The organism is Micromonospora sp. NPDC049203, from assembly GCF_043197215.1.
In the GTDB taxonomy this organism is placed as follows: Bacteria; Actinomycetota; Actinomycetes; order Mycobacteriales; family Micromonosporaceae; genus Micromonospora.
Genome location: NZ_JBICSV010000004.1, coordinates 175,494 through 191,286 on the forward strand (window position 1 = coordinate 175,494; position 15,793 = coordinate 191,286).

Below are 15,793 nucleotides of genomic sequence, written 5' to 3' on the forward strand. Positions count from 1 at the left end.
TCACCACGCGATCACCGTCGGGCGACAACCCACGGCCGGTACCGGGTCGTCCTGTTCGGTATGGAGTTCCGCCTGCTCGGGCCGTTCGAGGCCCGCCACGACGGCCGGCCGGTCGACGTCGGCAGCCGGCGCCAGGAGCGTTGCCTGCTCGGGGTGCTGCTGCTCGACGTGGGCCGGGTGGTGCCGACCGATCGCCTCATCGACCTGCTCTGGAACGGCCGGCCGCCGGCCACGGCCCGGAGTGCGGTGCAGACGTACATCGGGCGGCTGCGGGGCTCGCTCAACCCGTACGGGGTTCTGATCAGCACCCGGGGTGAGGGCTACGCGGTGGAGGAGGACGGGCACCGGGTCGACGTCGACGAGTTCGCCGACCTGGTCCGGGCGGCCGGGCGGACCGCCGATCCCGCCGGGCGGGTGCGGTCGCTCGACCGGGCGCTCGCCCTCTGGCGCGGGCCGTTGCTCGCCGACGCGGCGGACGACGAGTTGCGGGACCGGCTGCACGGCACGGTCGAGGAACTTCGCCTTGTCGCCGTGGAACTACGGGCCGAGGCGCAGCTCGCGCTGGGCCGGCACACGCGCGCGATAGCCGACCTGATGCCGCTGGCCGCCCAGCACCCGACGCGGGAACACCTCGTGGCGGTCCTGATGACCGCCCTGTACCGGGGCGACCGGCGGGCCGACGCGTTGCGCCTCTACCGCGCCACCCGGGACCTGCTCGCGGCCGACTTCGGCGTCGAGCCGGGGCCCCGCCTCCGGGAGGTGCAGCGCCGGGTGCTCGCGGGCGACGACCGGCTGGACCGGACCACCCGGCCGATGCACGAGATCCGGGTCGGCGACGAGAGCCTGCCGTGGAGCGTGGGCGGCCACCCGGCCCTGGACTTCTGCAACACCCTCGCCGGGTGGGGGCACGAGCCGCCGCTGCCCGGCGCCGAGTGGCTGCGCGGCTACCGCACCCTCGCCGTCTGGGCCGGTCACGTCGGGCTGGTGGACGAGGTCTCGACGAACCGCCTGCTGCACCTCGCGCGCCGCGACCCGGCAGCGGCGGAGGCGGTGCTCGACGAGGCCCGTACGCTCCGCGCCGCGCTCTACGCCAGCCTGGTCGACCCGGACGACGGCCCTGCCTTCGAGAACGTCGCGCGGGCCGCCGAGGCCGCCGCCCGTACGCTCGTCTTCCGGCGCGAGGCAGACGGACGCGGCAGGTGGTGGCCCGACCTGGCGGCCGGGCTCCGGCTGCCGGTGCACGCCGCCGCGTTCAGCGGCGCGCAGCTGCTCGCCGATCCGGCGCGGTTCACGGTGCGGGTCTGCCCGGACCGGCGGTGCGGATGGCTGTTCCTGGACGAGAGCGGGCTGCGCCGGTGGTGCAGCCTGGGCACGTGCGGCGGCCGGGCGGGCGCGTCCTGCCGGAGTGCCTGACGCCGGGCACCCTCGGCGCGCGGTGGGTCGGGGCGGATACGCTCGCCGGGATGCCGAGTGACGCCGCCCCCGACCAGTCCGCCGCCGACGGTTACCTGCAACGCGCCCACCTGCTCGCCGAGCTGGGGCGCTACGACGAGGGGATCGGCGAGCTGACCGCGCTGCTCGCGGCCGAGCCCGGGCACCTGTCCGCGCTGACCATGCTGGCCCGGATGCACCTGGCCGCAGGCCGGCCGGCCGAGGCGCTCGCCGCCGTCGAGACGCTCGTGCCCGCCGTCGAGACGCCCACCGTGGACGGCACCGCTGAGACACCCGGCACGTCGCCCGCCGCCCCGCCCGAGGCGGTCGTGCCGGCGCTCGTGGCGCGCGGGTTCGCGCTGCTCGACCTGGAACGCTGGAAGCCCGCCGCGGCCACCGCCGACGAGATCCTGGCGCGTGCGCCGGGCGACGCGTACGCGCAGCGCAGTGCCGCCGCCCTCCTCTCCGCGTCGCGCAACGGGCAGGCGGCGCTGGACGCGGCCTGGCGCGGGGTGGAGCTGGCCCAGGACGAGCCGGAGGCGCACCTGGTGCTGGGCCTGGTCGCGGTGCGGCTGCAACTGTTCGACCTGGCCGAGCGGGCCTACCGGGAGGCGCTGCGGCTGGACCCGGAGCTGGGCGAGGCGGGGCAGGATGTGGGCGTGGCCCGGCTGGAACGACGCCGCTACGCCGAGACGCTGGAGCATCTGACCGCGCTGGCCGACCTGCCGGTGGCCCGGCCCGACCCGGCCCGGACGGTGGACGCCGGCATCCGGCGCCTCATGCTGTCGGTGGCCGGATCGTCCCTGGTCGCGAGCGTGCTGGTCGCCGCCCTGGCCCCGGCCTCGCCGGGCGCGTCCCGGCTGCTCGCGGTGCTGTCGGTGGCCGGGGTGGCGGTGCTGCTGCGGCGCCCGGCCACCTGGCAGCCCGGCCTGCGCGAGGCGATGTCGCGCGGCCTGGCCGTGCCGGTCTACGCGGCCGCCGCCGCGGTGCTGCTGCTGCTCGTGTACGCGCTGGTCGGCGGCCCGTGGCCGCTCGCCGGGGCGATCACCGCGTCGGTGGTGGCCGGACTCACCGCGTTCACTCGCCGGTGAGAGGGTAGGAGCACCGGAAACACCGGCTGAAGGAAGCGGGAACCAGTGCTCACCGTCAACGCCTACGCGGCGACGTCCGCGACCGAACCGCTCGCCCCGACCACCATCGAGCGGCGCGATCTCGGACCGGACGACGTCCTCATCGACATCAAGTTCTCCGGCATCTGCCACTCCGACATCCACACCGCGCGCAGCGAGTGGGGGCCGACCCGCTACCCGATCGTGGTGGGTCACGAGATCGCGGGCGTGGTGCGGGAGGTCGGTTCCGCTGTCACGAAGTTCGCCGCCGGCGACCGGGTGGGCGTCGGCTGCCTCGTCGACTCCTGCCGGGAGTGCGACAACTGCCGCAAGGGCCTGGAGCAGTACTGTCTGAAGGGCAGCACCGGCACGTACGGCGGGGTGGGCCGGGACGGCAAGCCGACCCAGGGCGGCTACTCGCAGGCCATCGTGGTCACCGAGGACTTCGTGCTGCGCATCCCGGACGGCATCGAGCTGGACGCCGCCGCGCCGCTGCTCTGCGCCGGCATCACCACGTACTCGCCGTTGCGGCACTGGAACGCCGGGCCGGGTCGCCGGGTGGCGGTGATCGGCTTGGGCGGCCTCGGCCACATGGCGGTGAAGCTGGCGCACGCCATGGGCGCCGAGGTGACTGTGCTGTCGCAGTCGCTGAAGAAGCAGGAGGACGGGCTGCGGCTCGGCGCCGACCACTACTACGCCACGGCGGACGAGGACACGTTCACCGAGCTGGCAGGCTCGTTCGACCTGATCATCAACACGGTGAGCGCGACCCTCGACATGGACGCGTACCTGCGGCTGCTGGCTGTGGACGGGACGCTGGTCAACGTGGGCGCGCCCGAGGATCCGCTGTCGGTGCACGCGTTCTCGCTGATCCCGGCCCGCCGGTCGTTCGCCGGATCGAACATCGGCGGCATCGCGGAGACCCAGGAGATGCTCGACTTCTGCGCCGAGCACGGGCTGGGCGCCGAGATCGAGGTCATCCCGGCGGAGAAGATCAACGAGGCGTACGAGCGGGTGCTCGCCTCCGACGTGCGCTACCGCTTCGTCATCGACGCGTCCACGTTCTGACGACCGCGTGCGAAGGGGCCGCGTCCGTGCCGGGCGCGGCCCCTTCTCGCGTACGTCAGGACTTGCGCGCCCAGGTCCAGGCGTAGCCGTCGTCCTCGCAGTCGGCGGCCGCGTCGCAGAGGTCCAGCGGCCGGAACGTGTCCACCATGACGGCCAGCTCGTCGAAGAACTCCGCCCCGATCGACCGCTCGGCCGCGCCCGGCTGGGGGCCGTGGGTGAAGCCGGACGGGTGCAGCGAGATCGAGCCCTGCTCGATGCCGGAGCCGCGCCGGGCCTCGTAGTTGCCGCCGGTGTAGAACAGCATCTCGTCGGAGTCGACGTTGTGGTGGTTGTACGGCACCGGGATGGCGGCCGGGTGGTAGTCCACCTTGCGCGGCACGAACGAGCAGATCACGAAGTTCGGGCCCTGGAACGTCTGGTGGACCGGCGGCGGCTGGTGGATCCGCCCGGTGATCGGCTCGAAGTCGTGGATGGAGAACGCCCACGGGTACATGTGCCCGTCCCAGCCGACCACGTCGAACGGGTGGTTCGCATAGACATGACGCGTCCAGGCTGTGCCGCTGCCACCCGGGCCTGCGGCCCGAGACCGGTGCTTGACCAGCACCTCCACCTCCTCGCCGTCGACGAGCAGCGGGGTGTCCGGTCCTCGGACGTCGCGCTCGCAGTAGGGCGCGTGCTCCAGGAACTGCCCGCGTACGGAGAGGTAGCGCTTGGGCGGCCCGATGTGGCCGGCGGCCTCGACGGCGAGCAGCCGGGTCGGCTCGTCGCCGGTGGGCACCAGGCGGTGGATGGTCGAGGTGGGGATGACGACGTAGTCACCGGCGACCGCGTCCAGCACGCCGAACGGCGACTCGACCCGCATCGACCCGGCCTCCAGGTAGAGGCAGTGGTCGCCGGTGGCGTCGCGGAACAGCGGCGACGGGCGGTCGGCGAGCACGTACGCGATGCGTACGTCGTCGTTGGCGAGCAGGTACTGCCGGCCGAGCACCGGGTCCGCGCCGGTGCCGTCGAGCTTGTGTGTGCGCAGGTGGCGCGGCTTGAGCGGCAGGTTCGGCACGCGGGTGACTGTGGGCGGGGCGTACTCCTCGGCGGCGAGGATCGCGGTCGGGGCGTGCCGGTGGTAGAGCAGCGACGAGTCGGAGGAGAAGCCCTCCTGGCCGACCAGTTCCTCCGCGTAGAGCGTGCCGTCGGGCTGGCGGAACTGGGTGTGGCGCTTGCGCGGCACGTCGCCGACGCTGCGGTAGTACGGCATTTCGCCTCCCGATATGTCCCGTTCTCCGGCCGGTGGCGTCCGATAATCGGACGCTGTTGTCCGTTCCTCGTAGCGTCCCGTACATTCTTGTCTCGTGTCAACGCAGGTGCCCCGCCTCCTCTCCGGTCTGGTGGACGACGCCGCGGTCTTCCCGCCCGGCAACGCCCCGCTGCCCGACGCGGTGACCGCGCACCGCACCCACCGCACCGCCTGGTACGCGGACATGGTCGGTCCGCTGCTGCTGCCCGCCTCGGAGATCCAGCGCGGGTCGCTGCGCGGCCTGGTGGACCCCGCCGAGGGGCTGGTGATCGGGCTGGTCGGCGACACCGGCCTGGACCAGCTCCCGCAGGCGCTGGACGCGCTCGCGCCCGACGGGGTGGCCGCCCGGCAGATCGAGGCGCCGGTGGCCAAGCGCGGCGAGGACCCGCAACCGGGGTTGTCCGCGCTGATGACGCTCGCCGGCCGGCTCGACACCACCGCCGTGTACGCGGAGATCCCGCTCACCTTCGGGCTGATGGGCGCGCTCGACACGCTCGCCGAGGCGCGTGCCGGCGGGCTGCCGGTGGCCGCCAAGTTCCGCACCGGCGGGCTCGCCGCCGAGCTGTTCCCGACCCCGGTCGAGCTGGCCGCGGTGATCTGCGCCTGCCGGGACCGGAAGCTGCCGTTCAAGCTCACCGCCGGGCTGCACCACGCGATCCGGCACCGCGACCCGGAGACCGGCTTCAACCACCACGGTTTCGTGAACGTGCTGGGCGCGACGCTCGCCGCCGTCGGTGGCGCCGAGGTGGACGCCGTGGCCGAGCTGCTCGCCGCCACCGACCCGGTACGCGTGGTCGAGCCGGCCCGGGCGCACCGCGACGCCGAGCGCCCGCTCTGGGTCGGGTACGGCTCGTGCAGCATCTCCGACCCACTTACCGATCTGATCCGGCTGGGGCTGGTGAACGGAGGCTTCGAGGCATGAGCGAACGCACCGAGCGAAGCGGAGTGCTGGCATGACCTGGGTACCAGGGGCGGCGGGGTCGCCGTACGGGGTGACGAACCTGCCGTACGGCGTGTTCCGGCACGGCGAGGGCGAGCCGCGCGTCGGCGTCCGCATCGGTGACTTCGCGCTGGACCTGGCCGGCGCGGAGGCCGCCGGTCTGGTGCTGGCCGGCGGCGCGCTGGGCCGGCCGACGCTCAACGCCTTCATGGCGCTCGGCCGCCCGCAGTGGACGGCGGTCCGGCAGCGGGTCGTCGAGCTGCTCACCGAGCCGGAGCACCGGGCGGCCGTCGAGCCGTTGCTGGTGCCGCTGCGTGAGGTCGAGATGGCGCTGCCGTTCGAGGTGGCCGACTACGTCGACTTCTACTCCTCCGAGTACCACGCCTCGAACGTCGGGCAGATCTTCCGGCCCGGCCAGCCGCCGCTGCTGCCGAACTGGAAGCACGTGCCGATCGGCTACCACGGCCGGGCGGGCACGGTGGTGGTCTCCGGCACGCCGGTGATCCGCCCGACCGGGCAGCGGGCCAGCGCGCAGGGCCCGACCACCGGTGCCTCGGTCCGGCTGGACATCGAGGCCGAGGTGGGCTTCGTGGTGGGCGTGCCGAGCCGCCTCGGCGAGCGGGTGCCGGTGGCCGACTTCGACGACCACGTCTTCGGCGTGGTGCTCGTCAACGACTGGTCGGCCCGGGACATCCAGGCGTGGGAGTACCAGCCGCTCGGGCCGTTCCTCGGCAAGTCGTTCGCCACCTCCGTCTCGGCCTGGGTGACGCCGCTGGAGGCGCTGGCCGACGCGTTCGTGCCCGCGCCCGACCAGGACCCGCCGGTGCAGGACTACCTGCGCGACACCCCGCGCCTCGGGCTGGACCTGACGCTGTCGGTGCAGTGGAACGGCGAGCGGGTAGCCGAGCCGCCGTTCGCCGGCATGTACTGGACCCCGGCGCAGCAGCTCGCGCACCTCACCGTCAACGGCGCGTCGCTGCGTACCGGCGACCTCTACGCCTCCGGCACCGTCTCCGGCCCGGAGCGCGGTCAGGTCGGGTCGTTCCTGGAGCTGACCTGGGGCGGGTCCGAGCCGGTCAAGTTCGCCGACGGCAGCGAGCGGACGTTCCTGGAGGACGGCGACACGGTGACGATCACCGCCACCGCGCCCGGCCCGGACGGCACCACAGTCGCGTTGGGCGAGGTCACCGGGACGATCCTCCCGGCCCGCTGACATCCGGCCTGCCACGGCCCCGGTCGCACCAGATGTGCGACCGGGGCCGTTTCCTTCGCCGTTGATCGGTCCGGATCACGTACGCCCGGCCGGTGGCTCCCGGTCGAGCCGGGAGCCGCCCGCGGTGCCGGGCCGGGGCGTACCCGGGAAGCCGAACAGGAAGGACCGAGCATGACCGAGTTGACCGGTGCCGTCTGGCGCACCAGCAGCCGCTCGAACGATCAGGGCCTCTGCGTCGAGGTGGCGACGAACGTGGTCGCCGCGCACGGCGTGGTGGGCGTACGCGACTCGAAGGACCCGGACGGCCCGGCGCTGGCGGTGAGCCCACCGGGCTGGGCCGCGTTCGTCACCGCGCTGCGGGGCGGCTCGTTGCGCGGCTGACCGTCCGTGCCACACCCCGGTGCCCCGGATCGGGGCACCGGCGGTGGAAATGTCACAGCGAGGCTCCCCGTTTCCCGTCACGCCCCGTACCGTGTACGACACGGGAGGTGCCATGTCGACGGTGACGGTATCCGCATTCATCGAAGCGCAGCACGCCGACCTGTGGCGGCTGCTCACCGACCTCCCGGCCCGTGCCGACTGGCTCTCGGCGGTGGACGCGGTCGAGGTCCTCGGCGCCGGCGGGTTCGGGCCGGGCACTGTGTGGCGGGAGACCCGCGTCCGGCCGGACGGCGGCACCGAGCCGGAGGAGTTCGAGGTGATCGAGTCGGTCGCCCCGAGCCGTCTGGTGCTCGGCTCGCGCGGCGCCGGCGCCGACTACCGGATCACCTGGACGCTGCGCACCGTCGAGCGGCGGCGGCGCGGCTGCACCGAGGTCACCGTCGAGCAGGAGGCGGTGCCGACCCGGGCGTACGGGCGGGTGCTGGCCCTCATCCTCGGCGGCCTGGCCGCCCGCGCGGTCGAGGGCGCGCTCCGGCGTGACCTGGCCGACCTGGCACTAGCGGCCGGTTCCGCCCAATCCACCGAGGCCGCCTGAGCCGACCCGGCCGCTCCCCGTACCCGGCCCGCACGCGGCCGGTAGGGTGCCGGGGCGGAGGTGACGGATGGCGAAGGCCGCGAAGCGGCGGGCCGTGGTGGCGCTGGTGGCGGTGCTCGCCGTCGCGGCGTCGGTCGCCGTGGTCGTCCGGGTGCTGGCACCCGCTGAGGTCGACACGCCGGCCCGCAAGCCCTACCCGGAGGCGCCCGCGCCGACCGCCGGGGTGCTCGCCCGGCTGCCGGTGGCGCCGCTGGTCGTGGACGGCCGCCTCCGCGTCTACGCGGGCACCCGTCAGGTGTACGCGGACCAGCCGGTCACCGGACGGCACCGGGTCACCCCGTTCTGGTCCTTCCGCCGCTGGCCGGCGAAGCTGGCCGGAGTGCTCGCCGAGCAGACCACAGTCGTCAGCCGCTGGTCCGACGGGAGGCTGGTGGCGCTGGACGCGCGTACCGGCCGGGTGGCCTGGCGGGCCGACGGCCCGGTGCCGGGGTCGGTGCCGGAGCCGCGACGCACCTTCGCCGCCACGGTCTGGGATCCGGCGGGTCTGCACGTGGCGCGCACCGCGGACGGGCGGACCGTGCTGGTGGCGGCCGGCCCGGGCGGGGTCGGCGGGTACGACCTGGCCGACGGCCGCCGGCTCTGGCACGTCGACGTGGGCCGGGGCTGCCGGTCCGACGTGGGTACGACAGCGAGCGGTGAGCTGGTCGGCGTGGACCGTTGCGACGGCCCGGCCGCCGTCGAGTTGCGGGACGCGGCGACCGGCGTGGTGCGGACCCGCTGGCGTCCGCCGGACGCGCCGGAACAACTCGCCGTGACGCCGGTGGGCTGCCGCGACGGGCACTCGGGTTGTCGCGGGCTGCGTACCGCCGGGCCGGACGGCGCGGGCAGCCGGGGCTGGCTGGTCACCGACCCGGGCGAACCGGCCGCCGCGCCCGGCCTGGACCACCCGGACACGGTGCTCGACGGCGAGCGGGCGGTGGACACGTCCGGCGGCGTGGTGGTCGGGCGTTCGGCGCGTACCGGCGAGGAACTGTGGCGCCGGGCGGACATCCATCCGGCCCGGGTGCTCGCGACCGAGCCGGGACGGGTGCACCTGCTGACCGACCGGCGGGAACTGGTCACCGTCGACCCGCTCACCGGCACGACCCGGTCGAGCTTCGTGCTGGACCTGGGACGGGACGGGATCGGCTGGCGGCCGGGGCGGGCGTACGCGGTGGACGGCTACGTCGCGGTGGAGCGGCTGCGGGAGAGCGCCACCGCGGAGGACGACGACCAGGGGTACTTCCTGATGGCCGAGCCGGTGCTGTTCGCGGTGACCTGACTCGGCGAGTCGAGCGTTACAAAACGGACAAAAGCCCCTAGGGTTCTCTTGTCTGATCGGTCTTCGGACGAAGACGCCCGGGCCGGTCCGTAGGGGGTTGACGGACCGGCCCGGGCGCGCCCGGTCAGGCCAGCGCGGCCTCGGCGGCGGCCAGGAACGCGTCGTTCTCGGCCGGGGTGCCGATGGTGACCCGTACGCCGTCACCGGGGAACGGGCGGACGATCACGCCGCGCGCCTCGCACGCCCGGCCGAACTCCACCGCCCGCTCGCCCAGCGGCAGCCAGACGAAGTTGGCCTGGCTGTCCGGCACGTCCGGCACGAACTTGCGCAGCGCCTCGGTGACCCGGTCCCGCTCGGCCACGACCAGCGCGCAGCGCCGTTCCACCTCGTCGGCCTGTGCGAGCGCGGCGAGCGCGCCGGCCTGGGCGGCCATGCTGGTGGAGAACGGGGTGACCACCTTGCGCACGGCGGCGGCCACCTCGGGCGCCGCGACCAGCCAGCCGATCCGCAGGCCGGCCAGGCCCCACGCCTTGGACAGCGTGCGCAGCACCGCCACGTTCGGCCGGTCCAGGTAGGTCAGGCCGTCCGGCACCTCCGGGTCGGTGACGAACTCCCGGTACGCCTCGTCGATCACCACGAGCACGTCGTCCGGCACCGCGTCGAGGAAGCGGTCCAGCTCGGCGCGGCGCACCGCCGTACCGGTGGGGTTGTTCGGGTTGCAGACCAGCACCATCCGGGTCCGGTCGGTCACCGCCGCCGCCATCGCGGCCAGGTCGTGCCCGTGGCCGGCGTCGTTCGGCACCCGCACGCTTGTCGCGCCGCTGGTCGCCGCGATGATCGGGTACGCCTCGAAGGAGCGCCACGAGTAGAGCAGCTCGTCGCCAGGCAGGCAGGTGGCGCGCACCAGGTGCTCGGCCAGCGCCACCGAACCGCAGCCGGTGGCGATCCGGTCCGCGTCCACGCCGTACCGCTCGGCGAGCGCCTGGCGCAGCGCCACCACGCCCATGTCCGGGTAGCGGTGCGAACCGGCCACCGCCTCGGCCACCGCCTCCACCACGCCCGGAAGCGGGCCGTACGGCACCTCGTTGCTGGCCAGCTTGATCGCCTCGGCCAGGCCCAGCTCGCGGGCCAGGTCGGCCGGGCTGCGGCCGGGCACGTAGTTGGGCAGCGCGTCCAGGTCGGCGCGGGTCAGCCGCAGCGCGGGCTGCTGGCGTCCGGTGTCGGTCATGGGGTGTCTCCCGGGGTGTCGGCGCTCTCGGGCGGGGTGGTACGGGGGTCACGCTTGCGGGGGAGTTGGACCACCACCGTCTGCGCCCGCTTGTCGTGCAGGGCCTGGCGCAGCGGATGGTCGAACAGTGGCGAGATCGCGTCGATGAGCTGGAGCAGCAGGCCCAGCCCGCAGCAGTACCAGAGCAGCGTCGGCAGGCCGAGCGTGCTCCAGCGCCGGGTGGCCCGGCCGAAGCCGAGCGGCTGGTCCGCCTCGACCGGCAGCGCGCGAATGCCCATCAGCCGCTTGCCGAAGGTCTGACCGCGCGCCGCCATCGACGGCACCTCGTACGCGTACCAGAGCGCGGTGGCGATCACCAGGATGGCGATCTGGAGCCCGCCGGCCTGGTCGTCGATCTGGGGCAGCCCGTCGGTGGACGTGTCGCCGTTCAGCGCCCGGCGCACCGACTCGCGCAGGTACGGGGAGACGGCCTCGATGTAGCGCCAGACGAACCAGCCGTTCACCACGGCGTTGAGCAGGAACACGATGCCCAGGTCGATCAGGCGCGCGACCAGCCGGGCGCCGTAGGAGGCGAGCGGCAGCCCGTGCGGGCGCGGGATCGGCTGCGCGCCGGGCCAGTGCGGGTACGGCCAGCCCGGCGGCGGCCCCTGCGTGCCCGGTCCGGCCTGTCCCGGCTGCCCGGGCTGGCCCGGCCACGGGTTCACCTGGCCGGGCTGGCCCGGCTGACCCGGCCAGGGACCGGCCTGACCCGGCTGGCCGGGCCACGGGCTCGGTCCGCCCGGCGTGCCGGACGTCGGGGTCGCCTCGGGCCGGTCGCCGGGCCCGGAGGCCGGGCGCTCGGCGGCGGCCGGCGCGGGCTCGGGTTCCGCGGGCGGCGGACCCTCGGGCGGGGTGACGTCGACCGGAATCGGCGCGCCGATCCAGCCCTCGCCGTCCCACCACCTGCGGGTCTCCGTGTCGGCGGGGTCGACGTACCAGCCAGGTTCCAAACTCACGATGCCGTCCTTGTTCGCGACTGCGGGGCTCGCAGACCCGGCTCACTCCTCGCGCTCACTGGCCAACCTTAACGACGACCGTTCCGGCGAACTTGTCGTGTAGGCACTGCTGCCAGGGCTTGTCCCAGAGTTGCCACAAACCGTCGAGGTAGCTGAGGAACGGCACGAACATCCCACCGGCGAACTCGACGAGCCAGCGCTTGCCGAGCATGCCCCGGGTCAGTGGGGCGTCCGGCTGCATCGGCACGATCCGCAGCTTCATCACCTTCTTGCCGAGCGTCTGCCCGGTCCGGCGGGCGTACTCGACGTGGTAGACCCAGTAGAAGGCGAGCATCAGAAGCAGGATTCCGAACTCGGCGGCGAGCAGCGGCAGCAACACGTCCGTCCAGATGTCGGCCGGGTCCGGGCCGTTCGGGCCGGCCTGCTCGATCTGGTCGACCATCCAGAAGATGAGCAGGAGGAAGACCGGCATGAACAACACCAGCGTCACCGCCATGGCGACGGCGACGTCGATCAGGTAGGCCAGCAGCCGGTCGCCGAAGCCCGCCAGCGGCTGCCCGTTCGGCGCCACCGGAGGCGGGGCGGGCGCCGGGGCGTACCCGGGGGGCGGGTAGCCGGGCGGGCCGGCGTACCCCGGAGGAACGTGTTGTGCGGGCACCGCCGGTCCGCCGGGCGGCGCGAAGCCGCCGCCCGCGAATGGATGTCCGGCGGGCGGCGGCGTCGGGTTCGGAGGAGGCTGGGTCACGCGGACAGTGTTACAGGTTCCCGCGCTTCTCCTGCTCGCGCTCGATGGCCTCGAACAGGGCCTTGAAGTTGCCCTTGCCGAAACCGAGCGAGCCGTGCCGCTCGATCAGCTCGAAGAAGACGGTGGGGCGGTCCTGCACCGGCTTGGTGAAGATCTGGAGCAGGTAGCCGTCCTCGTCCCGGTCGACCAGGATCTTGCGGGACTGCAGCTCCTCGATCGGCACCCGGACGTTGCCGATACGGGCGCGCAGCTCCGGGTCCTCGTAGTACGAATCCGGCGTGTCCAGGAACTCGACACCCGCCGCGCGCATGGCGTCCACGCTGGCCAGGATGTCGTTGGTGGCCACCGCGATGTGCTGGGCGCCGGGGCCCTGGTAGAACTCCAGGTACTCGTCGATCTGCGACTTCTTGCGGGCCACGGCCGGCTCGTTGAGCGGGAACTTCACCTTGCGGGTGCCGTTGGCGACCACCTTGCTCATCAGCGCCGAGTAGTCGGTGGCGATGTCGTCGCCGATGAACTCCGCCATGTTCGAGAAGCCCATGACGCGCTTGTAGAACTCGACCCACTCGTCCATCCGGCCCAGCTCCACGTTGCCGACCACGTGGTCGACCGCCTGGAAGAACCGCTTCGGCTGGAGCCCGGCGTCGATCATCGGCTGCCGGTCCACGATCGGGCCGCGAGCGACGAAGCCGGGCAGGAACGGGCCGGTGTAGCGGGACCTGTCGACCAGGCTGTGCCGGGTGTCGCCGTACGCGGCGATGGAGGCCATCCGCACGGTGCCGTGCTCGTCGCTGACGTCGTGCGGCTCGACCACGCCGGTCGCGCCCTGCGCCAACGCGTGCGCGTACGCGGCGTCCACGTCCGGCACCTCCAGCGCGATGTCGCAGACGCCGTCGCTGTGCTTCGCCACGTGGTCGGCGCCGTCGGCGTCCGGGCGTACCGCGCCGGTCAGCACGAAGCGGGCCGAACCGCTGGTCAGCACGTACTGCGCGTGGTCCCGGTAGCCCTGCTCCGGACCCCGGTACGCCACGCAGGTCATGCCGAACGCGGTGGAGTAGTAGTGCGCCGCCTGCTTGGCGTTGCCCACCAGGAAGTGGACGTGGTCCATGCCCTTGACCGGGAACGGGTCGCGGGTGATGTCGTGGTCGACCGCGCCGACGAGAGCGTCGACGTCGACCTCCTCGGTCGACTGGGGTCGGTCGATCGCCTGGGTCATGGTGGCCTCCCTCGCGTACCGGCCGGCCTCGGGGGCCGCCGTGGATGTGCTCTTCCGGCGAGGATCTACGGGTCACGGTGAGTTGGGCAACAGTTAGCGTTATTCCTGGTCAGGTTGTGCATTCGGTACCGTCGGGCACCATGAACACTGGTCAGGATGTACAGCTCGACGACCTGGACGCGCGCTTGATCGAACTGCTGGCGGAGGAGCCGCGGATCGGTGTGCTGGAGTGCTCCCGCCGACTCGGCGTGGCCCGGGGCACGGTCCAGGCCCGGCTCGACAAGCTCGTCGGCCGGGGCGTGGTGACCGGGTTCGGGCCGGACATCACGCCCGCCGCCATCGGCTTCGGGGTGACCAGCTTCGTCACCCTGGAGATCAGCCAGCGGCACGGCCACGACCAGGTCACCGCGCACCTGGCCGCCATCCCCGAGGTGCTGGAGGCGCACACCATCACCGGCTCCAGCGACATGCTCTGCCGGATCGTCGCCCGGTCGAACGCCGACCTCCAGCGGGTCATCGACCAGATCGTCGCCTCGGAGGGCATCCGGCGCGCGTCCACGATCATCGCGCTGGCCGAGCAGATCCCGTACCGCACGTTGCCGCTCGTCCGCTCCGCCGCCCGCGGGTAAGGAAGGGCCCCCTGTTAACGCATTCGGAGGTGGAAGGGCCCCCTATTAACACCTCACCCACCCAAGAAGCGCCGCGACACGCGCCGCACGCGGCCCGGGGGACAGGTGATCGTCGCTACCGTGTGCGGTGTGAAGGGCCTAGGCGTACGCGGCTGGTTGCTGCTCGGGCTCGTCACCGTGGTCGTCCTCGCCGCGACAGGCGTCTGGAACCCCTTCCCGGCACTGTGGGACTGGGTCGACCGCAGCAAGCCGATCTCCGAGCCGGATGTGGCCTGGCAGCAACGCGTCGGCGGCACGCCGCGCAGCGTCACCATCGCCGGCGACACCGTGATCGTGGAGCAGCGCACCCGCATCGAGGCGCGCAACCTCGCCGACGGCAGCCGGCTGTGGGAACGCAAGGCCGACTGGTCGGCGGTCGCGGGCGGCGACCGGGACCCGGTCGTCGCCGTGGGCCGGCTGCTCGACAAGGGGTACGAGGTGCTCGACCCGGTCAGCGGCGTGACCCGCCGCCGCGACGACCGCGCGATCGCCGTCTGGACGTACCGGAACCTGCTGCTGGACGCGTACTGCGTGCAGCCCACCGACTGCACGCTGCGTGCCTGGGAGCCGCGTGGCACCGTCCCGTTGTGGAGCGCGTTCCTGCCCGGCGTGCACAGCGGCGTGCTCGCCGACAACCCGGAACTGCTCGGTACCCGGCGACTGGGCGCCAACCGGATCGACGGCGGGGTGGCCGGGCCGGAGTCCGTCCCACCGCTGCTCGGCTTCCCGGTCGACGGGCGGGTGCACGTGGTGGACACCGCCACCGGCCGGGTGTTGCAGAACGTCCAGCCCGGCCGGGAGGAGCGGCTCGCCGTGGTCGGCGGCCGGCTGCTCCGGATCGCCGCCACCTCCCGGGACGGGGGTTGCTACTACGCGGTCACCGCTGTGGACCCGGCCAACGGTCAGCAGGTGTGGCGGCGTACCGGGCTCAACCTGCGCACCGCCGACTACGCCGGCTGCGTGCAGCGGGAGGATCCGCAGGGCGGGCGCAACGTACTCATCGGGGTGGCCCCGGACGGGCGCGAGGCGGTGCTCGACGGGTACGACGGACGCCTGCTCCAGGTCGGCGCGGACGGCGAGAAGCTGCTCGCCGTGGACGACCGCTACGCCGTGGTGCGCAGCGCCGACAAGGGCTCGCTGCTGGGCCGGGAGCTGTCCGCCGACCGGACCCGCTGGACCCGGCCGGCAGGCGGCAAGAGCGGCGCGGCACTCACCCCGTACGCGGCGGTGATCACCGAGGAGAAGCCGTCCCGGCTGATCGCTGTCGAGCCGCGCGGGGGCCGGGTGCTGGTCGAGCTGCGCACGTCGGCGAACGCGCTGGCGGTCGGCCCGAACGGCATGATCATCGGCGAGGGACGGGAGATCGGGTACGTTCGCTGGGGCGCCGGTACGGCAGCGGTGCCGGGACCGGAGCAGGACGGCGCACCGGTCGCGCCGGACCCGGACGGCAGCTGGCGCCCGCCGACCGGCCAGGGCAGTTGCGGGCCGAAACGGGAACTCTGCGCCGACGGCGGGTGACTGCCTGTGAGAGCGTCGTCCCACCACCCACCTGCGGGTGCCACCGATCGACGCCTCTGCCCTAGGCTTTTCGG

General features: G+C 73.6%; 15 protein-coding genes. 10 read left to right on the forward strand and 5 right to left on the reverse strand.

Features of this window, described 5'->3' with window-relative positions; translation table 11 throughout:
• Positions 1–60: 60 nt before the first annotated feature.
• From ACGFIA_RS13260 to ACGFIA_RS13270, 3 genes are read left to right on the forward strand one after another with little or no spacing between them, the layout of a single operon-like run.
• Positions 61–1,413, forward strand: coding sequence for a BTAD domain-containing putative transcriptional regulator (locus ACGFIA_RS13260; protein WP_357385536.1), 1,353 nt, complete (start codon positions 61–63; stop codon positions 1,411–1,413).
• A 50-nt stretch (positions 1,414–1,463) separates the two neighbouring features.
• Positions 1,464–2,522 (forward strand): tetratricopeptide repeat protein, encoded by a 1,059-nt coding sequence (locus ACGFIA_RS13265; RefSeq protein ID WP_393260018.1) that lies wholly within the window; start codon positions 1,464–1,466, stop codon positions 2,520–2,522.
• Between the two features lie 45 nt (positions 2,523–2,567).
• The gene (locus tag ACGFIA_RS13270; protein ID WP_357468894.1) at positions 2,568–3,608 is read left to right on the forward strand and encodes an NAD(P)-dependent alcohol dehydrogenase; all 1,041 of its coding nucleotides are present in this window, start codon (positions 2,568–2,570) and stop codon (positions 3,606–3,608) included.
• Positions 3,609–3,663: 55 nt separating this feature from the next.
• On the opposite strand, the gene ACGFIA_RS13275 is transcribed toward ACGFIA_RS13270, so the two are convergent.
• Positions 3,664–4,860 (reverse strand): homogentisate 1,2-dioxygenase domain-containing protein, encoded by a 1,197-nt coding sequence (locus ACGFIA_RS13275; RefSeq protein WP_357385542.1) that lies wholly within the window; start codon positions 4,858–4,860, stop codon positions 3,664–3,666.
• Between the two features lie 94 nt (positions 4,861–4,954).
• Between ACGFIA_RS13275 and ACGFIA_RS13280 the strand changes: the two genes are divergently transcribed.
• The 5 genes from ACGFIA_RS13280 to ACGFIA_RS13300 all read left to right on the forward strand — a co-directional run bounded on the left by ACGFIA_RS13280 (position 4,955) and on the right by ACGFIA_RS13300 (position 9,349).
• Positions 4,955–5,821 carry a hypothetical protein gene (locus tag ACGFIA_RS13280; protein WP_357385544.1) on the forward strand — a complete coding sequence of 289 codons (867 nt, stop codon included), beginning with the start codon at positions 4,955–4,957 and terminating at the stop codon, positions 5,819–5,821.
• A 31-nt stretch (positions 5,822–5,852) separates the two neighbouring features.
• Entirely contained in the window at positions 5,853–7,052 is a 1,200-nt protein-coding gene (gene fahA, locus ACGFIA_RS13285; protein WP_393260022.1) for a fumarylacetoacetase, read from the forward strand.
• 171 nt (positions 7,053–7,223) lie between these two features.
• Positions 7,224–7,433 carry a DUF397 domain-containing protein gene (locus tag ACGFIA_RS13290; RefSeq protein ID WP_104114857.1) on the forward strand — a complete coding sequence of 70 codons (210 nt, stop codon included), beginning with the start codon at positions 7,224–7,226 and terminating at the stop codon, positions 7,431–7,433.
• A gap of 112 nt (positions 7,434–7,545) precedes the next feature.
• Positions 7,546–8,028 (forward strand): SRPBCC family protein, encoded by a 483-nt coding sequence (locus tag ACGFIA_RS13295; protein WP_393260025.1) that lies wholly within the window; start codon positions 7,546–7,548, stop codon positions 8,026–8,028.
• Positions 8,029–8,095: 67 nt separating this feature from the next.
• Positions 8,096–9,349 carry a PQQ-binding-like beta-propeller repeat protein gene (locus tag ACGFIA_RS13300; RefSeq protein ID WP_393260028.1) on the forward strand — a complete coding sequence of 418 codons (1,254 nt, stop codon included), beginning with the start codon at positions 8,096–8,098 and terminating at the stop codon, positions 9,347–9,349.
• Positions 9,350–9,473: 124 nt separating this feature from the next.
• Here the strand turns inward: ACGFIA_RS13300 and hisC are convergent, their stop codons facing one another.
• From hisC to hppD, 4 genes are read right to left on the reverse strand one after another with little or no spacing between them, the layout of a single operon-like run.
• On the reverse strand, positions 9,474–10,577 hold the full coding sequence (gene hisC / locus ACGFIA_RS13305) for a histidinol-phosphate transaminase (protein ID WP_357385551.1): 1,104 nt from the start codon (positions 10,575–10,577) through the stop codon (positions 9,474–9,476).
• Positions 10,574–11,572 (reverse strand): RDD family protein, encoded by a 999-nt coding sequence (locus ACGFIA_RS13310; RefSeq protein ID WP_393260031.1) that lies wholly within the window; start codon positions 11,570–11,572, stop codon positions 10,574–10,576. The genes hisC and ACGFIA_RS13310 overlap by 4 nt, the downstream gene beginning before the upstream one ends.
• Before the next feature lie 55 nt (positions 11,573–11,627).
• The gene (locus ACGFIA_RS13315; protein WP_357385555.1) at positions 11,628–12,317 is read right to left on the reverse strand and encodes an RDD family protein; all 690 of its coding nucleotides are present in this window, start codon (positions 12,315–12,317) and stop codon (positions 11,628–11,630) included.
• Between the two features lie 10 nt (positions 12,318–12,327).
• Complete coding sequence (gene hppD, locus ACGFIA_RS13320; protein ID WP_357385557.1) at positions 12,328–13,533, reverse strand: 4-hydroxyphenylpyruvate dioxygenase; 1,206 nt, start codon at positions 13,531–13,533, stop codon at positions 12,328–12,330.
• 140 nt (positions 13,534–13,673) lie between these two features.
• On the opposite strand from hppD, the gene ACGFIA_RS13325 reads away from it, so the two are divergent.
• Together ACGFIA_RS13325 and ACGFIA_RS13330 are read left to right on the forward strand one after the other, a co-directional pair.
• Positions 13,674–14,162: an Lrp/AsnC family transcriptional regulator gene (locus tag ACGFIA_RS13325; protein WP_357385558.1), complete on the forward strand. Its 489-nt coding sequence runs from the start codon at positions 13,674–13,676 to the stop codon at positions 14,160–14,162.
• A gap of 120 nt (positions 14,163–14,282) precedes the next feature.
• The gene (locus ACGFIA_RS13330; protein ID WP_357385560.1) at positions 14,283–15,719 is read left to right on the forward strand and encodes a PQQ-binding-like beta-propeller repeat protein; all 1,437 of its coding nucleotides are present in this window, start codon (positions 14,283–14,285) and stop codon (positions 15,717–15,719) included.
• Positions 15,720–15,793 lie beyond the last annotated feature (74 nt).